Raw genomic sequence first — 20,115 nt, forward strand, 5'->3', positions numbered from 1 at the left:
CACTGGACCTCACCCATCGTACGTTCGTGCGGTCAGGCGCCGGGGCGGCCGGACGCCCGCGCGCTCACTCGAACCGGGCGGCGAGCAGGACGACGTCCTCCGCGCTGTCGGCCTCGTCCAGCCCGTCCGGCAGCACCGTGCGCAGCACATGGTCGACGACGGCCTCCGGGTCGCGCCGCTTGGCGCGGGAGAGCCCGGCCGCCGCCGCGTGCAGCCTGGCGAAGGCGCGGTCGGTGGTGTCGCCGGTGCGGTGCAGCAGCCCGTCGGTGTACAGCAGAACCGTCTCTCCCGGTTCGGCCTGCACCTCCACGCCCGGCGCCTCCCAGCAGGCGAGCATCCCGAGCGGCGCGGAGACGGAGGTCTCCACGAACTCCGTGCGCCGCTCCCCGATCAGCAACGGCGGACTGTGCCCGGCCCCGGCCAGCGTGATCCGGCCGAGCGCGGGCTCGCAGTAGGCGAACAGGGCGGTGGCCGAACGGGCGGGCTCGGTCAGCCGCAGCAGCAGCTCCAGGTCGGACAGCACGGCGACCGGGTCCTCGCCCTCCATCACGGCGTACGCCCGCAGCGACGCCCGCAGCCGGCCCATCGCGGCGACGGCGCTGGGCCCGGACCCGGTGACGGAGCCGACGGCGAGGCCGAGGGCGGCGTCCGGCAGCGGCAGCGCGTCGTACCAGTCGCCGCCGCCGCGCGGGCCGGTGCGGTGCCGGGCGGCGAGCTGGACGCCGCCGACCCGGGGGAGCCGGGAGGGCAGCAGTTCCCCGGCGATGGTCGCCATGGCGGCGCGGGTGCGTTCGACCTCCAGCAGCCGGGCCAGATGGTCGGTGGCGTGCCGGGTGTAGAGGCCGGCCAGATGGCGCTGGCGTTCGAGCGGTTCGGCGGGTTCGTCGTACAGCCAGACGGCGGCGCCGATGCGGCCGGCGGACTCGGTGGACAGGGGGAGCGCGTAACTGGCGGCGTACCCGAGGCGGACGGCGACCTCGCGGTGGCGGGGGTCGAGCCCGTCCTCGGCGAACAGGTCGGGGTGGACGACGTCGCGGGCGTCGCCGGGCGGTCCGGCCGGGACGTCGAGCAGGTCGCCGTACGGCAGGGAGCCGCTGGGGACGGTCTCCAGGTGGCCGAGGTCGGAGGCGGCGAGGCCGAAACCGAGGGTCGTGCGGGGGCCGAGACCGTCGGCCGGTTCGAGGACGACCAGTCCGCGCCCGGCGCCGACCAGGGCGGCGCCGGCGCGCAGCAGTTCGTCCAGTGCGTCGCCCAGGGCGCTGGTACGGGTCAGTCGTTCGGTGAGTTCGTGCAGCGTGGTGAGGTCGGAGACCCAGCCGGCGAGCCGGTCCTGGAGAAGGGCGCCGGGGCCGGTGGCGACGGCGGCCGGCACCGGAGCGGCGGTAGGAGGGGCCGCCGACGCGGGCGCGGCAGTGTGGGCGGGGGAGGGAACCGTTGAATCGATTCCGGCCACTTTCGGAGGGTGCGGGGCGTTCATGTCGACCGGCTTTCCGACCGGTGCGTTCTGCTCAAAAGCATCGCAAACCCCCATGTCATTCTGCGCCGCCAGCAGTGTCTCCACATGTACACGCACTCGTGAGGAGATGTCCAGCATTGTCCTGCCGGGATTCCTGGTGTCCCACGGTCGACGCGGACACTTCGAGCGGATGTCTTGCATAAAACGGAAGTTGGCTGAAAACTGCCTCGGGTAACGCCTCATTGCGGTCGACTGGGCTTGCTCGACGGAGCGTCACAACGGTCGTGATGGGTACGTACTCGGAGAAGGCCAGGGGTGGTTGGGGGCCACCCGGAACCTGGTGACGGACCCGGGCGTCTTAGCCACCGACGACCGAGCCCCATCCTCCCGTGACGGCGGCGAAGAGAAATACGCGAGACGGCAAGCGCCACACTTCGCCACCCCACGCCACGCCCATGCTCTTGCCCGACGCAGTATGGACGTGTCGGCCGCGGACGCGGCCGGCGATCGACCCCCAGGGGTTCCCCGTGCTTCAGAGCAGGGGTGTGATGCGCCAACAGGTACGCACAGTGAAGTGATCGACACATGATGTGATCCACGGTGTTGCCGGCGTGCAACGGAAAGGACGAGCGCTCATGCGCGAGATCCCCGGAAAGCGACGCAGGCTCCTGTCCCGGCGGAAAGGCGGGAGGCCTGATGCGATCAGCGCGGCCCTGACCTTCGCGACGGAATGGAATTGGCCGGTCCTCCCCGGCGTGGGGACGGACCCGCAGGGCCGGGACCGCTGCGGCTGCCCCGACCCGGAGTGCACGGTGCCCGGCGCCCATCCCTTCGATCCGGGCCTGCTCGCGGCGACGACCGACGAGCGCATGGTGCGCTGGTGGTGGACCAACCGGCCCACGGCGCCCGTCGTCCTGGCCACCGGCGGTCGCGCTCCGTGCGCGGTCAGCCTCCCGGCCCCCGCGGCGGCGCGCGCCCTGGAGGCGCTGGACCGCATGGGTATGCGGCTCGGCCCCGTCGTCGCCTCGCCGGACCGCTGGGCGGTACTGGTCCGGCCGTACTCCATGGAGCAGCTCGGCGAGCTGCTCTACGCCAAGGACTTCGTCCCCGGCTCCCTGCGCTTCCACAGCGAGGGCGGCTATCTCGCCCTGCCCCCGTCCGAGACCGGCCGGGGCGCGATCCGCTGGGAGCGGGCCCCGCTGCCCGGATCGGCCTCGCCCTGGCTGCCGGACGTGGAGGCCGTGGTGGACGCGGTGGTCGAGGCCCTCACCCGTACGGGCGTGAGCGCTCCCGAGTTTTAGGGGGTGTCTGACAAATGCCCGCGGCGTCGCGGCTTCTGGCACGCCCTCCCCCAGAGGGGGCACCCCCAGCCGCGTTGCCGAACCGCCCTAGTAGCTCCGCTACGAGGGCGGCCCGGCGCCTTGCGATCGCACGCACCAGAAGCCGCTCCTTCTCCCGCGCTCATTTGGCAGACACCCCCTGGGGGTGTCGGGCGCACCCGGGCCGGGCGGCCGGGACCCGTCGTTAGAGTCCCGGCCATGAACCTTCGCCTGATCGCCCTCACGGGCGCCGCCGTGGTGTGCGCGCTGACGCTTTCCCTGGCGCCGGCCTCCGTGGAGTCCGGGGGTTCCGCACGTTCCGCGGATGCCATGGGGCCCGGGAGGTCCGAGGGCTCCGCGGGGACGGCGGGTTCTCCGGGTTCCGGTGCCGAGGACTCCCCGGCGATCCCGCGCACCGCGGAGGCGGCCCGGGACGGCGGCGCCGCGTCCGCCGTCGACCCCGACGCCAAGCCCGCCTCGGACCCCACCGCCGTACGGGATTCCCCGAGCGGCGATCCGGGGCGAGGTCTGCTCGGCCTCGGGGTGGCCACCGCGGCCCGGTGCGGGCCCGCGGCCGTCTCCCCCGCCGGGGTGGAGGCACAGGCGTGCGTCATGGCACAGGGCGAGCGGATCTGGGCGCGCGCCGCCTACCGCAACACCGGCGGGGACGACCTGGACGCCGTGCTGAGCCTGACGGGGCCGCTGGGGCCCGTGGCGCGGACGCGGTGCGTGGTGGGCGCCGGCGGTGAGCCGGCGAGCTGTGAGACGTCCCGTGAGCGGACCCGGGGCGGACCGGCGCGGTACTCGGCGGTCGTGGAGATCGCGCGGCGGGGTGAGGAAGGCCCGCCGCTGCTGCGCTCCGGCAGCGACCCCCGGCCCGGCGGCTGAGCAACTGGCGCGGTCCTGCCGGGAGTTGGCACCCGGCGTCCACTGTCGAGCGGCGGCGCACATGGAAAGACCCGGTTGCTGGCGACGGGGGATGCACCAGCAACCGGGCTACTGGAACGGTAACAAGAGATCGGCGGTTCGCAAATTCCGTCTCAGGTTTTCCACGGCTATTCGGACACCGACTGGCTTGCGGGCGACGGGAGTTCGGCCGGAAGGGACCGGAACCGGCCGCCCGCGGGCCGGGCGCGTCAGCTCAGGGTGACCTGCCGGTTGGTGAGCCCGCCGCGGGCCCGCCGTTCGTCGGCGGTGAGCGGGGCCTCCACGGCCAACGCGGCGGCCAGCCGCTCGGCGAACTCGGCGGCAGGCTTCTCGGTGTCGTCGGCCGACATTCCGCTCGGCAGGTCCCAGACCGGCACGGTCAGGCCGTGCGCGCGGAACGAGCCGACCAGGCGGGTGCCCTCGCCGAGGGAGGAACGGCCCGCCGCGTGCAGCCGCGCGAGCGCGTCCAGAAGCTGCTCCTCGGGGTGGGGCATGACCCAGCGCAGGTGGTTCTTGTCCGGGGTCTCGCACCAGTAGGCGGCGTCGACGCCGCGCAGCTTGACCGTCGGGATGGCGGCGGCGTTGGCCCGCTCCAGGGAGGCGCTCACCTCGGGCGCGGCGTTCTGCGCGTCGGGCACCCAGAACTCGAACCCTTCGTGGACGGCCGGCTCCAGCGCGGCCTCGGGGTCGAGCAGGTCCTGCAGCCGGGGCCCGTCGGCCGGGGCGCGGCGGCCCTGCACGGGCGTGCCGGGCTTCGCCTCCAGCGCGCGCAGCAGGGTGTCGGCGAGGTCGCGGCTGATGTCGCCGGACGCCGTGTCGTTCTGGAGTCCGAGCAGGACCGAGCCGTCCTCACGGCGCAGCGCGGGCCACGCCATCGGCAGAACCGTGGCCAGCGTGACCGACGGGACGCCCTCGGGCAGGCCGTCCTTCAGGGTCAGGGGGGCGGTGGCCGCGGGGACCAGCTCGCGCAGGGCCACCCAGTCGCACTCGCCGGCGAGCCCTTCGAAGGGGCGGTGCACCAGCTCGGTCACGGCCTGGGCGGCGGCCCGTCCGTGGCAGGCCTTGTAACGGCGCCCGCTGCCGCAGGGGCAGGGCTCACGGGCGCCGACGACCGGGATCTCCCCGTCCGTGAGCTGCGGGCGCGTGGCCTTGGTCTGGGGTCGCTTCTTGGCCATGTGGGGTCTCCCGGAAACGGCTCGTCTGGTACGGCGGGAGCCTAGTCCCTCGGGATGGCCGGTTCGCTTCAGCGAGGTCGTCGCCGGTCCGCTTCGGCCGCGGTCGTCGCCGGTTCGCTTCGTCGCGGTCGTCGTGCCGGTCCGGTCAGTCCAGGTCGTCGAAGACGTCCGCGAAGTCCAGGCCGGGCAGGGCCGACACCGGGGGAGCCGTGACCCGCGTGGCGAAGTCGTCGCGGCGCCGTCCGGCGTCCGGATCGTGTACGTCGTCGTGGACCACCACCCAGACGGTGACCTCGCCGCGGGCGTCGTCGCGCACGCCCCAGTCGTCGGCCAGCGCCGTGATGATGTTCAGCCCCCGGCCGCCGTGCGCGGTGACCGACGGAGTCGCCGGGGCGGGACGGGTCGGTCCGCCGCCGTCCGTCACCTCGACCACGAGTCTGCCGCCGGGATCGACGCGCCACGCGGCCAGGACGTCGCCGTCCCCGGCCGGGGCGTCGCCCAGGGGCCGTCCGTGCTTGCACGCATTGCTCAGCAGTTCGGAAAGGATCAGTACGGCGTCGTCGACGACCGATTCCGCCACGCCTCCCCTGCGCAACTCGTCGCGCATCCGGCGCCTCGCCCTCCCCACGCCCGCAGGGCCATGGGGCACGGCCATGCTCGACGACGTGGGCACCTCCTGTGCCACCACCAACGCCACCCCCGAGACCTCCTTCGCCCCACGCCACGGTGTGGATGCCCCCTTGGCCTGTACCGGAAACCGGCCAATCCCCGCTCGGTGACGTATTCGACACACTCGAACACGGACCGAACGCGCCGGAGCACACCCTGTGAGGAAACGGTTGTCGCGTGGCTGGATTTCGACGGTGTGGCCGAGGTTGGAGGATGCTGGACCCCTCGCCGCCGGGTCAAGAGGCGTGCAGAATCAGCCGCCGAGCTGTTGCCGCACCGCGCGCGGGCGATTGGTGATGATGGCGTCCACGCCCAGGTCGGCGCAGAGATCGACGTCTTCGGGATCGTTCACGGTCCACACGTGCACCTGATGACCGACGTGTTTCAGCCGCTCCACATATCCCGGGTGGTGGCGCACGATCCGGATGGAGGGGCCCGCGATCCGGACACCCGCGGGCAGCCGTCCGTCACGCAGCCTGGGCGAAAGGAACTGCAGCAGATAGACGGTCGGCAGGGTCGGCGAGACCGCGCGGACGCGGTGCAGCGAGCGCGCCGAGAAGCTCATCACGCGCACCGGCGACTCCTCCGGCGAGGCCGGGGCGTCCAGGCCGAACCGCTTCAGCAGTTGCAACAGCCGTTCCTCGACCTGGCCCGCCCAGCGCGTGGGGTGCTTGGTCTCGACGGCCAGCTCCACCCGCCGCCCCGCGTCGGCGACCAGCTCCAGCAGCCGCTCCAGCGTGAGCACGGACGTATCCGCCGGGTCCTCCGGACGGTGCTCCCAGTCGGGCTCCTCGCTCCGTCCCCGCCAGGCGTCCCGGTTCCGCCGGGAGCCGAAGTCCAGCGCCGCGAGATCGGCCAGCTCCAGGGCCGAGACCGCCCCGCGCCCGTTGGACGTGCGGTCGACGCGGCGGTCGTGGACGCAGACCAGATGGCCGTCGGCGGTGAGGCGGACATCGCACTCGAGGGCGTCCGCCCCGTCCTCGATGGCCTTCCGGTACGCGGCCAGGGTGTGCTCGGGGGCGTCCTCGGACGCGCCGCGGTGGGCGACGACCTGGATACGGTGCCGGCGTGCGTGGGTCACTGCGTCATGGTGCCACCGGGACGGGGTAGCCGTGGGAGCGGAGACGCCGTGCGGGCGTCCGGGCGCGCTGGAGATGCGCCCCATTAGTCGTACAGGTCCTATATAAAGGATGGTCGGGGACCCACAGGAACCGCTTATGGTGCCCTGACGGCTCGTGGGAAAAGCTGACGGCATACACATGCACACGCGAGCACCAGCCGTGGACCGTGATCGAGGAGACAAGCTGTGAGCACCGAGAACGAGGGCACTGCGGTACCCCCGGCCCCGTCCGCACCTCCCGTGCCGGTGGACACTCCCGCAGCCTCCCCGCAGAACGCCCCCGAGGCAGCCCACCCGGGCCCCGACCCCGCCCCGCAGCACACGGGGAGCGCCCCCGAGTCGAGCTGGCCGCCTCCGCCGCCGCCCGCCACCCCGTCGTACGCCGACGCCGGCCCGGTCGGCGCGACGGGCGGGGACGGGACGCACGGCGCGGCGGGCTTCGGAGGCGCCGGCTGGGGGACGCCGTACCCGCAGGTGCAGCCGCAGGCCCCCAGGCAGGGCGGACGCCGTGGCGGACTGGTCGCCGGGGCGCTGGTCGCCGCGCTGGTCGCGGGCGGCCTCGGCGGCGGGCTGGGCTACACCCTCGCCAAGAACGACGACGGCAGCTCCACCACCGTCGCCGCCACCGACAGCGGCGGCGACTTCAAGCGCGATCCGGGCACGGTCGCGGCGGTGGCCGACCGGGCGCTGCCGAGCACGGTCACCATCGAGGCGGCGAGCAGCAGCGGCGAGGGCGGCACCGGCACGGGCTTCGTCTTCGACACCGAGGGCCACATCGTCACCAACAACCACGTGGTGGCCGAGGCCGTCGACGGCGGCAAGGTGACGGCCACCTTCCCGGACGGCAAGAAGTACGACGCCGAGGTCGTCGGCAACGCGCAGGGCTACGACGTCGCCGTCATCAAGCTGGAGAACAAGCCCTCCGACCTCAAGCCGCTCCCCCTCGGCAACTCCGACCGGGTGGCCGTGGGCGACTCCACGATCGCGATCGGCGCGCCCTTCGGGCTGTCCAACACGGTGACCACGGGCATCATCAGCGCCAAGAACCGCCCGGTGGCCTCCAGCGACGGCACCGGCAGCCAGGCCTCCTACATGAGCGCCCTGCAGACCGACGCCTCGATCAACCCCGGCAACTCCGGCGGCCCGCTGCTGGACGCCAAGGGCAACGTCATCGGCATCAACTCCGCGATCCAGTCCTCGGGCAACGGCGGCTTCGGCTCGGGTCAGGCCGGCTCCATCGGCCTGGGCTTCGCCATCCCGATCAACCAGGCGAAGTACGTCGCCCAGGAGCTGATCAGGACGGGCAAGCCGGTGTACGCCAAGATCGGCGCTTCGGTCTCCCTGGAGGACACGACGGACGGCGCGAAGATCACCGACACCGGGGCCGGCGGCGCCGAGGCGGTCGAGGAGGGCGGCCCGGCCGACAAGGCGGGTCTGCGGCCCGGCGACGTCATCACCAAGCTGGACGACACGGTGATCGACAGCGGCCCGACCCTGATCGGCGAGATCTGGACCCACAAGCCCGGCGACAAGGTCGAGATCACCTACGAGCGCGACGGCAGGACCGACACCGTCGAGGTCACCCTCGGCTCCCGCGTCGGCGACAGCTGACCGCCGCCGGTCCCGCACCGGCCGACGACCGGGCCCCGCCTCCCGTGAGGGAGGCGGGGCCCGGTGCCGTGCGGTGCCGAAGCGGATCAGGCGGTGCTGCAACTGACGGTCGGCCAGGTGCGGTTGCCGTTGTGCTGGATGGTGACGCCGAAGGTGTTCCCGCTGCCGTTCGGCTTGGCGACGAGGGTCTGGGTGCTGGGGTAGGTGACGCTCGCGTTCCAGGTGGACAGGACACGGGCCGGGGACGGGACGTTCATGGTGACGGTCCAGTTGCTGGATCCGCTGACCGTGACGTTGAGGTTGTAGCGGTCGGTCCAGCTCTGACCGGCCGACAGCGTGGCGGTGCAGCTGCCGGTGCCGCCACCGCCCCCGCCGCCGGAGCCGTCGGGGGCGACGGCACGGCCGGTGGACGGCGAGATCATGCCGGCGCACAGCCCGCGGGAGGCCAGGTTCTGGGCGATCCGCGGCAGGGCGTTGATCGAGTTGGTGGACCAGTCGTGCATGAGCATGACCTGGCCGTTGCCCAGCCGGGACGCGGCCTGCACGATCTGGTCGGTGCTCGCGCCGTTCCAGTCCTGCGAGTCGACGTCCCAGATGATCTCCGTGAGGCCGTACTTGGCGGCGACGGACTTCACCGTCGCGTTGGTCTCGCCGTACGGCGGACGGAACAGCTTGGGCGTCCCGCCGCCGGCGTTGGCGATGGCCTGCTGGGTGCGGGAGATCTCGGAGTCGATCTGCGCCTGGCTCAGCTGGGTCAGGTGCGGGTGGGTGTAGCTGTGGTTGGCGACCCACATCCCGGCGTCGACCTGTGCCTTGACCAGCGAGGGGTTGGCGGCGGCGTACTGGCCCTGGTTGAACATGGTCGCCCGCAGGCCGTTCTGCCGCAGGGTGTTGAGCAGGGTGTTCGTGGTGCTGGACGGGCCGTCGTCGAAGGTGAGGGCGACGTATCCGTTGCAGGGCGCGGCCTGGGCCGGCGCGGAGGTGACGGTGAGCGTGCCGGCGGCGGCCGTGGCCAGGACGGCGAGTCTGACGAGCAGCGAACGGAGAGTCCTCCGCGGGTTCTTGCGCATGGGTGGTCCTCCTGGGGGACGGGAGCGGTCGAGGGGCCACCGCCCCTCGACCGCTCCGGTGGGCTCAGCGGCCCGGGGTCAGGACGCGGAACAGGAGACGCTCGGCCAGGTGTGGTTGCCGTTGTGCTGGATGGTGAGGCCGAAGGTGTTGCCGCTGCCGTTGGGCTTGGCGACCACCTGCTGGCTGCTCGGATAGGTGACGGCCGCGTTCCAGGTGGAGAGCACCTTCGCGGGGGACGGCACGTTCATCGTCACGGTCCAGTTGCTGGAGCCGCTGACCGAGACGTTGAGGTTGTAGCGGTCGCTCCACTGCTGGCCCGCGGAGAGGGTCGCGGTGCAGCCGCCGGTGCCGCCACCGCCGCCGCCGTCACCCGAACCGGTGCCGCCGACCGTGATGTTGGAGCTGCCGCTGCTCTGGTAGCCCTCGGTCGCCATGATCATGTAGTTCATGGTGCCGAGCTGCATGCCCGCCCGGGCCCAGGCGTCGAAGTGGTTGCCCGTGGTGATGGTGCCGCCGGTGCGCTTCGACTGCCGGACGCTCCAGTACTGGTTGAACGTCTTGGTGCCCTCGATGGAGGGGGCGTTGTACCGGGTGGTCTGGTAGATGTCGTAGGTGCCGCCGTCGGTGGTGACGGTGCCCTTGAAGGTGCCGGTGGGCCGGTAGGTGCCCCAGTTGTCGACGATGTAGTACTCGACGAGCGGGTTGGTGGACCAGCCGTACAGCGTCAGGTACGCGTTGCCGGACGGGTTGAAGGTGCCCGAGTACGTCACCGCCCGGCGGCTGCCGGTGGCCCAGCCCTTGCCGGCCACGAAGTTGCCGGTGTTGCGCCACTGGGTGCTGTACTGACCGCCGGCGCCCATGTCCATGGAGACGGTGCCCTGGCTGTCGGTCCAGAACGAGTAGTAGTACCCGTTGTTGGTGCCGGTCTGGTTGGTCGAGACGACGGTTCCGGCACTGGCGGAGCCGGGCAGCGTCAGCGCGACCACGAAGGCCAGCGCGACGGTGCAGACGGTTCTTATCAGCCCTGTGAGGCCGCGGCTTCGGCGGCCTCCCGTGCGGACGAGCGCGTTCATGTACGTGCTTCCTCCTGGTACTTGTACGCCGTGAGGTGCGGGGAGTGCGCGGCGTCGTGCGACGTCGCGAAGCGGGTGCAGCTGCGGAGCGGTTGAGGCATGCCGGACGCCGTGCGCGCGACGTCCGGAGCTGCCGGACCGCGGTGGCGGTCCGAGCGGGAGTGGCGAGATCTGCCAATGGCGACCAGTGTGGCGAGCCGTGACGGCGTGTCAACGGTTTCGGCACGACTTTCGAAAGGTTCGACGGAGCGTAGAGATCGCGAAGACGACGTCCATGCAGCTCAGTTGATGTGTGGGGTAGTCCGCATCGAAGCAACTGGAAGGGCGTTGATAGCAGTGATCGCGAAGTGCGAGAGGGTGATGCGAAACTTTCGCAAGATCGATAAGGGTGGGAGGGTCGGCCGTCGGCCTCAGAGGGGGGCGGGAATGCGCGGCTGGAAAGGGGTGGGGAGGGCGTCCGCGCATGGCCGGGGGGATACGGGCGGCCGTAGGCGCACTACGGGCGGACCGCGGGCGGCTGTCACAAAAGCGGTCGCACACCCCGAACATTGTCGGGGTCACGTCACCGACTGGTGCGGCTTCCCCACATCGCTGGGCGGGGGGCGCCGGATCTTGCCATCGTGACGACTCGTCGGGAACCTCGCACGCCACCTGACGAACACCTGCAACGTCAGCCGTTGGCAAGCCTGTTCACACCGGCGGGCCACGACACGAGGAAAAGGAACACGGGGGAATCATGTCTCTTCGCAACCGGCTCACCCGCCGCGCGCAGATCACGCTCATCGGCGTCACCGCGCGGCTCAGCAGCGCCGGCCAGCTCAGGAAGGGCGACCTGCTGATCGACTACAGCACCACCGACGGCGACTTCCGCCACGTGGTGATCTTCGAGAAGTGGGCCAACACGGCGCACACCTCCTACTGGGCCTACGAACAGCGCGGCACCTACGGCACCACCTACCGCAAGCTCAGCTACGGCATCGGCAGCGACAACTACGACCCGTTCCGCCCGGTCAAGCTGGGCGGCGGCACCGGCGGCGGTGGCGGTGGCGGCCAGGTCCCGGCGCCGAGCGTCTCCTGGCCGATCCTCAAGAGCGGCTCCCAGGGCGCGGACGTGCGGGCCGCCCAGCACCTGCTCAGCTCGCGGGGCTACGCGCTCGACGCCGACGGCGCCTTCGGCCCCAAGACCCGCTCCGCGGTGATCCAGTTCCAGCGGTCCCAGTCCCTGGCGGCCGACGGCGTCATCGGCCCGAACACCTGGTCCAAGCTGATCAGGACGGTGCAGTACGGGTCGTCGGGCCGCGCGGTGAAGGCGGTGCAGACCCAGCTGAACGTCTACGGCTACGGCCTCTCGGTGGACGGCGCGTTCGGCGCGAAGACGAAGTCGGCGGTGACCGCCTTCCAGCGGAACAACGGCCTTCAGGTCGACGGCGTCGTCGGCCCGCAGACCTGGCGCACCCTGCTCGGCAAGCGCTGACGGTGCGCCCGGCCGGCCGGGCGACCTGCCGACCGGCCGACCGGCCGGTTGAGAACGGCACTCATCGGCTGGTCCCTTCCCCCTCGTAGGTCGAGGGGGAAGGGACCAGCCGCCTTCCCTGGTTCTCCCCGGTCTCCCCGTTCTCCCCGTCCCGTTCGGTCTCCTCGCCGTGCTCCGTGTTGCTCAGTGCGGGCCGAGCACGCAGAACGCGTTGCCCTCCGGGTCGGCCAGGCAGGTCCACGGGACGTCGCCGCCCTGGCCGAGGTCGAGGTCGGTGGCGCCGAGGGCGCGGAGCCGGGCGACCTCCGCCTCCTTGTCGTCACCGGGGCGGGGAAGCAGGTCGAGATGGACCCGGTCCGACACGGTCGTCGCGCCGGCGTCCGGAGTGCGCAGAAACTCCAGATACGGGCCGCCGCCTTCCGCGGAGCGCAGCACGGCGTGCTCGTCGGTCACCTCGAGCAGGGTCCAGTCGATCGCCTGTTCCCAGAAGCGGGCCATGGCCCGGGGATCGGCGCAGTCGACCAGCACCACGGCGACGGGCCCGGTGTCCCGGTGCACGTCCCGGGGCTCCAGCACACAGAACTCGTTGCCCTCGGGATCGGCGAGGACGGTCCACGGGACGTCCTCGCCCTGACCGACGTCGACGGGCGTGGCGCCGAGCGCCTTCAGCCGTGCGACCAACTCCGCCCGATGGGACTCGGAGGCGGTGGCGAGATCCAGATGGACCCGGTTCTTCGCCGCCGTCTTGCGCTCCGGTACGGGAACGACGTCGATTCCGAGGACGACCGGGTCCGGCCACACGAGGCCGCCGCCCGGTCCGACGTAGGTGGTCACGCCGGAGCTGTAGGCGCTCCAGCCGAGCGCCTCCGCCCAGAACCGGCCGATCGCCGGGGCGTCGAGGGCCTTGATGTTCACGTGAGCGGGACGCAGTGCCATGCCGGTGATCCTATGCACCCGCTGCCGGGCCCGGGGCGGTGAGACGAGCACCGGTTTCCGGCCAACTTTGGGAGCGCTCCCACGCGTTGGCGCAAAGCTGCTGGGCGGATGTGACCGGCGTCGCCACCCTGTGCGCATGGGACTTCTGAGGAAGGCCGCCGTCGCGCTGGCCACCGTGACCGCCGTGCTGATCACGACACCCCCGACCGCCTCCGCGGCCCCCGGCCCCGGAGGCCCGTGGCTCGCCCGCGAGGACTTCAACCGCCTGCCGCTCGGCCCGGTCGACGAGGGCCGGGCGTGGACGGCGGACACGGCGAACGGCTCGCTGACCGTCACCCGGGGCACGGACGGCCGCGGCGACCGCGAGCTGCGCATCCGCACGCAGGGCAACGGCAAGGCCTTCCTCGTCTTCCCCGACCTCGCCCCGCCCGGCAACAGCTTCTGGGCGCGGATGCGGCTGCGCGTGGACGCCTTCCCGACGGCGCCCGACTGGGCGCACTGGACGCTCGCCGAGGCATCCGGCACCGGTTCGCCGACGCTGGTCCGACCGCTCGGCGGCCAGTACGCCCCCACTGAGCAGGGCAATTTCTGGGGCGTCGGCTCCGACCTCGGCCCCACCGGCGACTGGACGTCCTGGCAGACCTCCGCGCCGGCCGAGGCCGGGAAATGGATCTGCGCGGAGTTCCACCTGGACGCCCGCGACAACCGCGTCACGGTCTACTTCGACGGCCGGCCCCGCCCCGACCTGACCGTCTCGACCCACGACCACGGCGGCACCGCCGACCCCTTCGTCTTCCCGTCCTTCGACACGCTCAGGCTGGGCTGGCAGCTCTACCAGGCCGACCCGACGCCGACGTCGTACGACGTCCGCCTGGACGACATCGCACTGAGCACGAGGCGGGCGGGGGGCTGCGACCGCTGAGGGCCGACGCTTGGCGGCCCGCCGCCCTCGTCGCACGGACCACACCGCTGCCCGCCGTCGAAGGCCGGTAGGCTGTAGCCGCCCCACCCCTGGTGGGCCGGGGGCGAGGTGGGTTGCCTGAGCGGCCTAAGGCAACGGTCTCGAAAACCGTAGTGATCTTGAAGGGTCGCCGTGGGTTCGAATCCCACCGCCTCCGCAAGTCAAAGACGTACTGGTCAGAAGGGGTGTCCCCTCCCATGAGGGGCGCCCCTTTTGCATGGATCCTGTCTCACCTTGATACGGCCCTGTCGCGTTGTGGATCAGTGCGTGTGGACCGGGCGTGGACCAAGAACCGGCGGAGCGGGGCTGGGAACCGGCTGGTCAGCGGCCTAGCCTAGCTCGACCCCGGCCAGCGCGGCTTTCAGCTTGCGGGGCAAGGTCGTCTTGCCGATGCCCGTCCTGTTGGAGCACCACGACGTTGTCGCGCCGGAGTCGAGGTCCTCGACATCGAAACCCGCGTCAGGGCTGTGCCGCAGGTGCCCAGTGACTCCTGAACGCCGACTCTCGGACGCAAGACCGCAAAAGGGCCGCGCGTCCCTCAGAAGATCGAGAACTACCGGTGAGCTGCCAGCCCTTGGTGTTACCGGGGGAAGCGACACAAATCGCTTGGCGCGATGCGCCTGGTTTGACTGAAATCATCCGTCACCAAATCACTACAAAGGGCGGAATTTTGGCGGTCGCCCAACGAGCGGTTTGGCGCATTTGATCCTTTATAGCGCGAATATGGCCCACTTGAATGATCTATGACGGATCATTCAAAGAGGAGGCGTTATGCGCACCCTGTGGAAGCTGCTTGTCGGAGCCGCTGCCATATCAATGACCATTACCGGAATGGTCAGCTCTCCGGCCCTGGCCGCGGAAACTACTGCACCGACTCAAGGGGTCGTTATCGAGGGTGCTTTACAGCCGGCGGCAACGGGCAAATGGAAGGTCCGTACGACGTTCTTCGGGAAGAGCGGTGAGGATATCCCGCTTCGCGAGGGAGACCTGGCGTTCGGCTACAAGCACATCCAGGACCGACACCCGATGAACGATGTGTCCCTCTACGGGTTCATAGACATAACCTTGGACAAGGGCACCTACGGGCGCCCGCAAGACGGCAAGGTCACCGCCCGGTACCTGACGCCCTCGGGCTGGTTCCGGGTGGTCTTCTCAGAGCGAGTGGACAGCCGGTCCGGGGACGGTCGTCCCGTAGGCGTCATCACTGCCTTCATGGAGTGATTCGCCAGAAAGGTGTTGGTCTTGGCTGACAGTGAGTCGCACGGTGGCATTTCTCCAGATGACTGGCTTGCCAGATTCGCGACATCCGCAGCAGAAAAGGTGCGCGTTCAACTTTCCTCGGAAGAGGATGCAGGCGAGCTGCTCGATCTTGCCATCGAAACGCGGAGAGATGGCATCTGGGCCAAGGCGACTTTCACGATGCGCTCAACCCCAGGCGTTACCTACATCCGAAGCCAGCGGATTATGCCTGACCTGAGCGCGGGATGGGAACCCGAATTCGCAGCAACGCTCTTCGAAACGCACCTGATCGAATGGTTTTACACAGACGCCAAGCGCAGAGGACCTGATGCCAGCGGTACCGTCCGGGGCTGAACACGGCAGTACCCGATTCTCATGCCATCCCTGGTTGATACGTACGCTGGGCTGCGCTCGCCTGAGCGACGCCCACCCCTGCTTGGGCGTGGTCGTGGTAGGACAACGAGAAGGCGCCACCCTCTCCCGGTAGGGGGGAGGATGGCGCCTTGAATCGGAGTGCCGCTCGGCCTATTCGCCGTCGGCAGCCTCCAAGGCCCGTTCGATCTGCTCGTTCGAGCGTTGCTGATTCCGGTGAATCGCCTTGGCGTAGAAGCGGAAGAGGACAGCGATGCTGTGGCCAGCCCGCCGCGCGACCTCAGCCGGGGAGACTCCGGACTCAAGCCAGAGTGAGACCCCCGAACTTCTTGATGTGTTCGCGGACCAGGCGCACGAGGACGGGCGGAATTGGCACGGGCCGCGTCGCCTTGCGGGCCCGCTTCTTCAGACCGCGCGTATCGAACGACTCGCCCGTGTCGGTCCAGCCGGAGCCGACGCGCGGCGTGCTTGTGGACAGCAGCACTTCGCCCCAGCCCTCTTCGGGCAAGGTGAAGTCCTCCTCCCGGAGATTTGCCGCCTCACCAGGGCGGTTGGCCGCGTAATAGAGGCAGCCGAAGAACGCCTTCAGGTGGCGTATGCGTGCCCCTTGCTCGCCTACAGCGTCGATCAGCGCCTTCGCCAGCTTCGGACCGGGGACGAACCGGAAGTCGATCTCGTCGTCAGTTTCGGGCGGGGTCCAGTCGACCTTGTCGAGGGGCAGGGCCGTCAGCAGCTCCCGTTCCACCGCGTACCGGAGGCAGTTGCTGAAGACCGTACGCTTGCGATTCACCGTGTTCTCGGCAGCGGCCGTGCCGTCTTGCTTCAGCTTCAGCGCGTCGAGCGCCGTACGCACGAGGCGTTCCGTCGAAGACGGGAGCGAGGTCGTACGGCGCAGCTCACGCATGATCGCTGCGGCAGAGACCTGCCACTGATTCTCGGCTGGAGAGCTGTTGTACGGCCGTCCGATCAAGTCGTTCGGGTGTACGTGAAGCTCCGAGGCGATCAGGTTAAGCAGGCCGACGCGATCGAGTTCGATGTGCCCACGCTCCATCTTGGACACCCAGCCCTGCGTCTTGCCCAGGGCAGCAGCTAGGTCGGCCTGAGTCATGCCGAGGCGGAGTCGGGCGCGGCGTACGCGACGGCCGCTCTCTTCGGCTTCTTCCAGCATCAGCGCGCCCCCCTGAAGGTGAGGCGTCGGCGGTCCAGCAGGCGGCGAGGCATCGTGCTTCATGTGTCGGGGCTTCTACCCTTGACGGTGCCGAGGCCGCGTGCCGCGTGTGGAGTGCTCCAGGTCGGGAAGCGCCCCGAAAGGGAGCCAGTGGACCCCGTGTGGACCACGGACCCCGCGCGAGGCCCGAGGCCGGTAGTCTGTAGGCGCTCCGTCCCAGGTGGGACGGGACGAGGTGGGTTGCCCGAGCGGCCTAAGGGAACGGTCTTGAAAACCGTCGTGGCGTGAGTCACCGTGGGTTCAAATCCCACACCCACCGCCAGCAGGAACGGCCCCTGACCAGTGAGATGGTCGGGGGCCGTCGTGCTGCGAGGTGCCCTCTCGGCACCGTGATTCCCCGTGGTTCCCCGCCTGATCGGGCACGGATGGGGCACGGGCACCTTCTGATCCGTAGCTCTATGTGGATCGGTCGGTGGCGGCCATACCGGCCTCATTACAGCTTTACGAGGACACTGCTGGACGAGGCTGGTTGCTGTACTTCACTGCTGTACTGACCCCGCCAGTGAAGAGCGCTGCAACAGCTACCGCATCGGCGTAGGCGCTCACCGCCTCCCAAACAGGCGGCCAAAGGATCATCAGCACGAGGACGATCACAATCGCCCACGGGTACCGTGGCTGGTTTGACAGATGCCTTGGGGTTGGGTCCAAACTCACTGTAGAACCTCCGGGTTCGGAGCCCATCACGCAGCCCTTGCTTCCAGGTCTGAGCCGCGTGGTGGGCTTCTGGCTGTCACGAACATGGTGCCTCGTGAATGAACTCAAGAGGTCGGCTTCAGGCGTTGATCGGCCGCTTCGCGAGGGGCCCTGCGTCGGCTAGCGCATAGTGCGTACCCACTACGAGAACAAGCCAGAGTGTTTTTCCTGCTCAGAGTGGATGTAGGCGTTACACGCTCACCGCGAAAGTTCGCAAAAGTACGCACTAACGCAGGTCGGGGCGATGACCTTTACCTAGCAGTACCTAGCAGCTTCTTGCGGAAACTAGCGCGAGGATGCACGAGAATGTGGCTGAAATTCACTTACCAACAGACTGTGATCGCCACTGAGAGTGGCATGAGGCTTCGACCCTCACCACCACTCGCCCCAGCTCCCATCCCGTCCGCCGTCGACCCACACACCGTGGAGCGGGCGTGGTTCAGGGCGTCCAGGTGGAGCGCGCCACTGTACGAACGACCTGGACGCCCTGGGCCGCGTCTGCTCGGCTCTGCCTGGGTCGACGGTGGACGGGATGGGAGCACCCCGCGCACGCCCCCACGTGCCCGCGGTCGGCGACGGCGCCCCCTCCATCCCGGTGCCGGCCGATCCCCCGCCGGAGGCATCGTCTTTGACCGCGGGCCGCTCTATGCGGTGATCGACTCATGGCTCCCGGCCCTATCCACGTGTGGGCGCGCGTCGGCGTAGCGCGGGCGGAGCGGGCCGAAGGCAGGAGCGTCGCCCGGAGCGGAGCCGGGAAGCGCGCCCGGCGGAGCGGAGCGCAGCCGGGGCTTGATGAGGTAGAGAAACCTGTAACAGCTCATGGCCGATACGGGCCTTGGCGCTGCTGATGCCTTCATGGTGGCCTGGTCAGAGGACGTTGGCACTGGGGGTGGGATGCAGCCCGTACAGGGGGACTTGGCGCGGAACCGGCCTGGCGATGCAGTACGGAGAAAGATCCGAGACCTCCAGCCGAGCAGCCTGAGACGGTTGATCAAACGCTGGTCGCGCGATTCGGAGATCCAAAGTTGGGCGGATGGCCTTGTCGGCGAGCGGGTGACCGGACGCAGATTAGAGAGGCTGAAGCGGCATGGGTGGTTCACCCTTCACGCCGTGCAGTGGTCGAGCGGCGCTGACATCGATCACCTCGTCATCGGCCCTGCTGGGGTTTTCTCCATCAACTCGAAGCGCCATAAGGGCAAGGTCGTCTGGTACGGCGATTACGCCATCACCGTCAACGGAGCCTCGACACGTCACATAGCGGTCAGCCAAGCCGAAGCGCGCCGAGTCTCGCAGACCTTGTCTCGTCACTGCGGATTCTCTGTCATCGTCCGCCCAGTGATCTCTGTAGTACATGCCGCCAAGGTCACTGTGAAGAGCGCGGCCCCGCCAGTCCTGGTGTTACCGGCAAGCGACCTCGACCGGGTGCTGTCCGGGCTGTCCCCAACGCTGCCGCATGACCAGGTCACGCGCATCTATGAAGTTGCCCGTGATCCGCGCACCTGGGCCTGACGGTCACGCGTCGAAGTCGTACTCCAGGATGTAGGAGGCGGCATCGAGCGTCATCTCATTTATCTCCACTGGACGGCCCTCGTCCGCGAAGGCAGTCCGGCAGATCAGGATTACCGGCGTCCCCGCGGAGATGCTCAACTGTGCCGCCTCGTCCTTCGTGGGCATCCGTGAGCGGATCTCTTCCCGGAAGTGCACTGGCTTGTAGCCAAGCTCCGCAAGACGCGCGTACGTACCACCGGGCCCGGTGTCCTCCTGGGTGATCGCAGAGCCAGCGACCACAGAGGTCGGGAGGTAGCTCGTCGCCAGAAGCACGGGCTTCTCGTCCAGAACGAACCGTCGCCGCCGTACGCAGACGGTGTCGTCGTCGGCCAGGTCGAGAACCGTCCCGATGCGCTCCGGCGCCGTCTCCTCAGACACGGTCACCTGATCCACGACCAGCGTGCGGTTCTCGATGTCGGCGGACCAGATGGAACGACCGCTTCCCCATTGCTCCTGTGAGAGTCGCTGAATACCTCGACGCCGCAGAGGACGGAAGGACCGCACGAAGACGCCGGCGCCCTTGCGGGACTCGGCAACTCCCTCGTCCTTCAGAACACTCAAGGCCTGCCGGGCCGTCATGCGGGCCACGCCATGCGCGGCCATCAGCTCGTTCTCCCCCGGAAGCCGATCACCGGGACCGTATTGACCCGACTGGATCGCCTCTCGGAGTGAGTCCGCGATCCGCTGGTACTTCGGCCGACGGTCGTCATCGGTGTTGGCCATTCCGGAGCCCTCCTCTCTTCTCTAGACAGCCTAGGCCATGGGCGGGACACCCGCTCGGTGCGTGTAGCCGCAATGGCTCACTCTCAACATCTCTAGACATCTACCTTGACGTCTCTAGAGATGTACGCTTCCCTGGAGATGTCTAGAGAGGTCGCACAGGCGGCCTCCAAAGAGCTAGGGATGCGCCCATGCCGTCTTTCAAGATCGACACGTCGACCGCTGCGGTGTTCGTTGCCACCGCGCCGGTGCCGAAGCTGGCGAATGCCAAGACTGGGGAGCGGGCCATCGACCGCGAGACGAACGCGCCGCTGTCGACGGTGGGGCTTCTGGTCTCCGATGAGGGGGAGGGAAACCTGTACCAGGTGACCATCCCCGAGACCGGCTACCCGGAGGGCCTGACGCCGGGCATGCCGGTCAAGGTGATCGGCCTGAAGGCGCGGGACTGGGAGAACGAGTTCAACGGCCAGAAGCGCCACGGCATCTCGTTCCGCGCGGTCGCGATCACCCCGGCAGCCTGACC

General features: G+C 69.6%; 18 protein-coding genes, 2 tRNA genes and 1 pseudogene. 11 read left to right on the top strand and 10 right to left on the bottom strand.

Features of this window, described 5'->3' with window-relative positions; translation table 11 throughout:
* Positions 1 to 64 precede the first annotated feature (64 nt).
* Positions 65 to 1,594: a PP2C family protein-serine/threonine phosphatase gene (locus ACZ6KF_RS27475; protein WP_356629505.1), complete on the bottom strand. Its 1,530-nt coding sequence runs from the start codon at positions 1,592 to 1,594 to the stop codon at positions 65 to 67.
* A gap of 497 nt (positions 1,595 to 2,091) precedes the next feature.
* On the opposite strand from ACZ6KF_RS27475, the gene ACZ6KF_RS27480 reads away from it, so the two are divergent.
* Positions 2,092 to 2,757, top strand: a complete 666-nt coding sequence (locus ACZ6KF_RS27480) for a bifunctional DNA primase/polymerase (RefSeq protein WP_356629507.1) — start codon at positions 2,092 to 2,094, stop codon at positions 2,755 to 2,757.
* Between the two features lie 237 nt (positions 2,758 to 2,994).
* Complete coding sequence (locus ACZ6KF_RS27485) at positions 2,995 to 3,663, top strand: hypothetical protein (RefSeq protein WP_469240840.1); 669 nt, start codon at positions 2,995 to 2,997, stop codon at positions 3,661 to 3,663.
* Between the two features lie 248 nt (positions 3,664 to 3,911).
* On the opposite strand, the gene ACZ6KF_RS27490 is transcribed toward ACZ6KF_RS27485, so the two are convergent.
* The 3 genes from ACZ6KF_RS27490 to ACZ6KF_RS27500 all read right to left on the bottom strand — a co-directional run bounded on the left by ACZ6KF_RS27490 (position 3,912) and on the right by ACZ6KF_RS27500 (position 6,627).
* Positions 3,912 to 4,877 carry a DUF5926 family protein gene (locus ACZ6KF_RS27490; protein ID WP_356629511.1) on the bottom strand — a complete coding sequence of 322 codons (966 nt, stop codon included), beginning with the start codon at positions 4,875 to 4,877 and terminating at the stop codon, positions 3,912 to 3,914.
* Between the two features lie 145 nt (positions 4,878 to 5,022).
* Entirely contained in the window at positions 5,023 to 5,661 is a 639-nt protein-coding gene (locus tag ACZ6KF_RS27495) for an ATP-binding protein (protein ID WP_469240913.1), read from the bottom strand.
* Between the two features lie 138 nt (positions 5,662 to 5,799).
* A complete protein-coding gene (locus ACZ6KF_RS27500) occupies positions 5,800 to 6,627 on the bottom strand; it encodes a glycerophosphodiester phosphodiesterase (RefSeq protein ID WP_356629513.1) in 828 nt (275 codons plus the stop codon).
* A gap of 225 nt (positions 6,628 to 6,852) precedes the next feature.
* Between ACZ6KF_RS27500 and ACZ6KF_RS27505 the strand changes: the two genes are divergently transcribed.
* The gene (locus tag ACZ6KF_RS27505) at positions 6,853 to 8,277 is read left to right on the top strand and encodes a S1C family serine protease (RefSeq protein ID WP_469240842.1); all 1,425 of its coding nucleotides are present in this window, start codon (positions 6,853 to 6,855) and stop codon (positions 8,275 to 8,277) included.
* Between the two features lie 86 nt (positions 8,278 to 8,363).
* Here the strand turns inward: ACZ6KF_RS27505 and ACZ6KF_RS27510 are convergent, their stop codons facing one another.
* Complete coding sequence (locus ACZ6KF_RS27510) at positions 8,364 to 9,347, bottom strand: polysaccharide deacetylase family protein (protein ID WP_469240844.1); 984 nt, start codon at positions 9,345 to 9,347, stop codon at positions 8,364 to 8,366.
* A gap of 78 nt (positions 9,348 to 9,425) precedes the next feature.
* Complete coding sequence (locus ACZ6KF_RS27515; RefSeq protein ID WP_356635876.1) at positions 9,426 to 10,421, bottom strand: glycoside hydrolase family 11 protein; 996 nt, start codon at positions 10,419 to 10,421, stop codon at positions 9,426 to 9,428.
* Positions 10,422 to 11,157: 736 nt separating this feature from the next.
* On the opposite strand from ACZ6KF_RS27515, the gene ACZ6KF_RS27520 reads away from it, so the two are divergent.
* Positions 11,158 to 11,895 carry a peptidoglycan-binding domain-containing protein gene (locus ACZ6KF_RS27520; RefSeq protein ID WP_469179305.1) on the top strand — a complete coding sequence of 246 codons (738 nt, stop codon included), beginning with the start codon at positions 11,158 to 11,160 and terminating at the stop codon, positions 11,893 to 11,895.
* A 183-nt stretch (positions 11,896 to 12,078) separates the two neighbouring features.
* Here the strand turns inward: ACZ6KF_RS27520 and ACZ6KF_RS27525 are convergent, their stop codons facing one another.
* Positions 12,079 to 12,831, bottom strand: a complete 753-nt coding sequence (locus ACZ6KF_RS27525; RefSeq protein WP_469160200.1) for a VOC family protein — start codon at positions 12,829 to 12,831, stop codon at positions 12,079 to 12,081.
* Positions 12,832 to 12,967: 136 nt separating this feature from the next.
* Here ACZ6KF_RS27525 and ACZ6KF_RS27530 point away from each other — a divergent pair, with 136 nt between their 5' ends.
* The 4 genes from ACZ6KF_RS27530 (at position 12,968) to ACZ6KF_RS27545 (ending at position 15,385) form a co-directional block, all read left to right on the top strand.
* Positions 12,968 to 13,753, top strand: a complete 786-nt coding sequence (locus tag ACZ6KF_RS27530) for a hypothetical protein (RefSeq protein ID WP_469179307.1) — start codon at positions 12,968 to 12,970, stop codon at positions 13,751 to 13,753.
* 99 nt (positions 13,754 to 13,852) lie between these two features.
* A tRNA-Ser gene (locus ACZ6KF_RS27535) sits at positions 13,853 to 13,949 on the top strand.
* A gap of 614 nt (positions 13,950 to 14,563) precedes the next feature.
* On the top strand, positions 14,564 to 15,013 hold the full coding sequence (locus ACZ6KF_RS27540; protein ID WP_469179309.1) for a hypothetical protein: 450 nt from the start codon (positions 14,564 to 14,566) through the stop codon (positions 15,011 to 15,013).
* Between the two features lie 21 nt (positions 15,014 to 15,034).
* Positions 15,035 to 15,385 carry a hypothetical protein gene (locus ACZ6KF_RS27545; RefSeq protein ID WP_469179311.1) on the top strand — a complete coding sequence of 117 codons (351 nt, stop codon included), beginning with the start codon at positions 15,035 to 15,037 and terminating at the stop codon, positions 15,383 to 15,385.
* A gap of 319 nt (positions 15,386 to 15,704) precedes the next feature.
* Here the strand turns inward: ACZ6KF_RS27545 and ACZ6KF_RS27550 are convergent, their stop codons facing one another.
* Positions 15,705 to 16,148, bottom strand: a complete 444-nt coding sequence (locus ACZ6KF_RS27550) for a site-specific integrase (RefSeq protein WP_469160204.1) — start codon at positions 16,146 to 16,148, stop codon at positions 15,705 to 15,707.
* Between the two features lie 49 nt (positions 16,149 to 16,197).
* Positions 16,198 to 16,571: pseudogene (locus ACZ6KF_RS27555) on the bottom strand (helix-turn-helix domain-containing protein); the annotation flags it as partial.
* A gap of 234 nt (positions 16,572 to 16,805) precedes the next feature.
* Between ACZ6KF_RS27555 and ACZ6KF_RS27560 the strand changes: the two are divergent.
* Positions 16,806 to 16,893, top strand: a tRNA-Ser gene (locus ACZ6KF_RS27560).
* 1,418 nt (positions 16,894 to 18,311) lie between these two features.
* Entirely contained in the window at positions 18,312 to 18,833 is a 522-nt protein-coding gene (locus tag ACZ6KF_RS27565; protein ID WP_469240846.1) for a nuclease-related domain-containing protein, read from the top strand.
* 3 nt (positions 18,834 to 18,836) lie between these two features.
* Here the strand turns inward: ACZ6KF_RS27565 and ACZ6KF_RS27570 are convergent, their stop codons facing one another.
* Complete coding sequence (locus ACZ6KF_RS27570) at positions 18,837 to 19,595, bottom strand: GntR family transcriptional regulator (RefSeq protein WP_469240848.1); 759 nt, start codon at positions 19,593 to 19,595, stop codon at positions 18,837 to 18,839.
* A gap of 188 nt (positions 19,596 to 19,783) precedes the next feature.
* On the opposite strand from ACZ6KF_RS27570, the gene ACZ6KF_RS27575 reads away from it, so the two are divergent.
* The gene (locus ACZ6KF_RS27575) at positions 19,784 to 20,113 is read left to right on the top strand and encodes an SCO3933 family regulatory protein (protein WP_469240850.1); all 330 of its coding nucleotides are present in this window, start codon (positions 19,784 to 19,786) and stop codon (positions 20,111 to 20,113) included.
* The last annotated feature ends 2 nt before the right edge of the window (positions 20,114 to 20,115 follow it).

Source organism: Streptomyces sp. NPDC046379, assembly GCF_055587785.1.

Bases quoted from the DNA above. Each gene is read 5' to 3' on its own strand.
- ACZ6KF_RS27475 (WP_356629505.1), bottom strand. From the start codon at position 1,594: ATGCTGGACATCTCCTCACGAGTGCGTGTACATGTGGAGACACTGCTG.
- ACZ6KF_RS27480 (WP_356629507.1), top strand. From the start codon at position 2,092: ATGCGCGAGATCCCCGGAAAGCGACGCAGGCTCCTGTCCCGGCGGAAA.
- ACZ6KF_RS27485 (WP_469240840.1), top strand. From the start codon at position 2,995: ATGAACCTTCGCCTGATCGCCCTCACGGGCGCCGCCGTGGTGTGCGCG.
- ACZ6KF_RS27490 (WP_356629511.1), bottom strand. From the start codon at position 4,877: ATGGCCAAGAAGCGACCCCAGACCAAGGCCACGCGCCCGCAGCTCACG.
- ACZ6KF_RS27510 (WP_469240844.1), bottom strand. From the start codon at position 9,347: ATGCGCAAGAACCCGCGGAGGACTCTCCGTTCGCTGCTCGTCAGACTC.
- ACZ6KF_RS27515 (WP_356635876.1), bottom strand. From the start codon at position 10,421: ATGAACGCGCTCGTCCGCACGGGAGGCCGCCGAAGCCGCGGCCTCACA.
- ACZ6KF_RS27520 (WP_469179305.1), top strand. From the start codon at position 11,158: ATGTCTCTTCGCAACCGGCTCACCCGCCGCGCGCAGATCACGCTCATC.
- ACZ6KF_RS27525 (WP_469160200.1), bottom strand. From the start codon at position 12,831: ATGGCACTGCGTCCCGCTCACGTGAACATCAAGGCCCTCGACGCCCCG.
- ACZ6KF_RS27530 (WP_469179307.1), top strand. From the start codon at position 12,968: ATGGGACTTCTGAGGAAGGCCGCCGTCGCGCTGGCCACCGTGACCGCC.
- ACZ6KF_RS27540 (WP_469179309.1), top strand. From the start codon at position 14,564: ATGCGCACCCTGTGGAAGCTGCTTGTCGGAGCCGCTGCCATATCAATG.
- ACZ6KF_RS27570 (WP_469240848.1), bottom strand. From the start codon at position 19,595: ATGGCCAACACCGATGACGACCGTCGGCCGAAGTACCAGCGGATCGCG.
- ACZ6KF_RS27575 (WP_469240850.1), top strand. From the start codon at position 19,784: ATGCCGTCTTTCAAGATCGACACGTCGACCGCTGCGGTGTTCGTTGCC.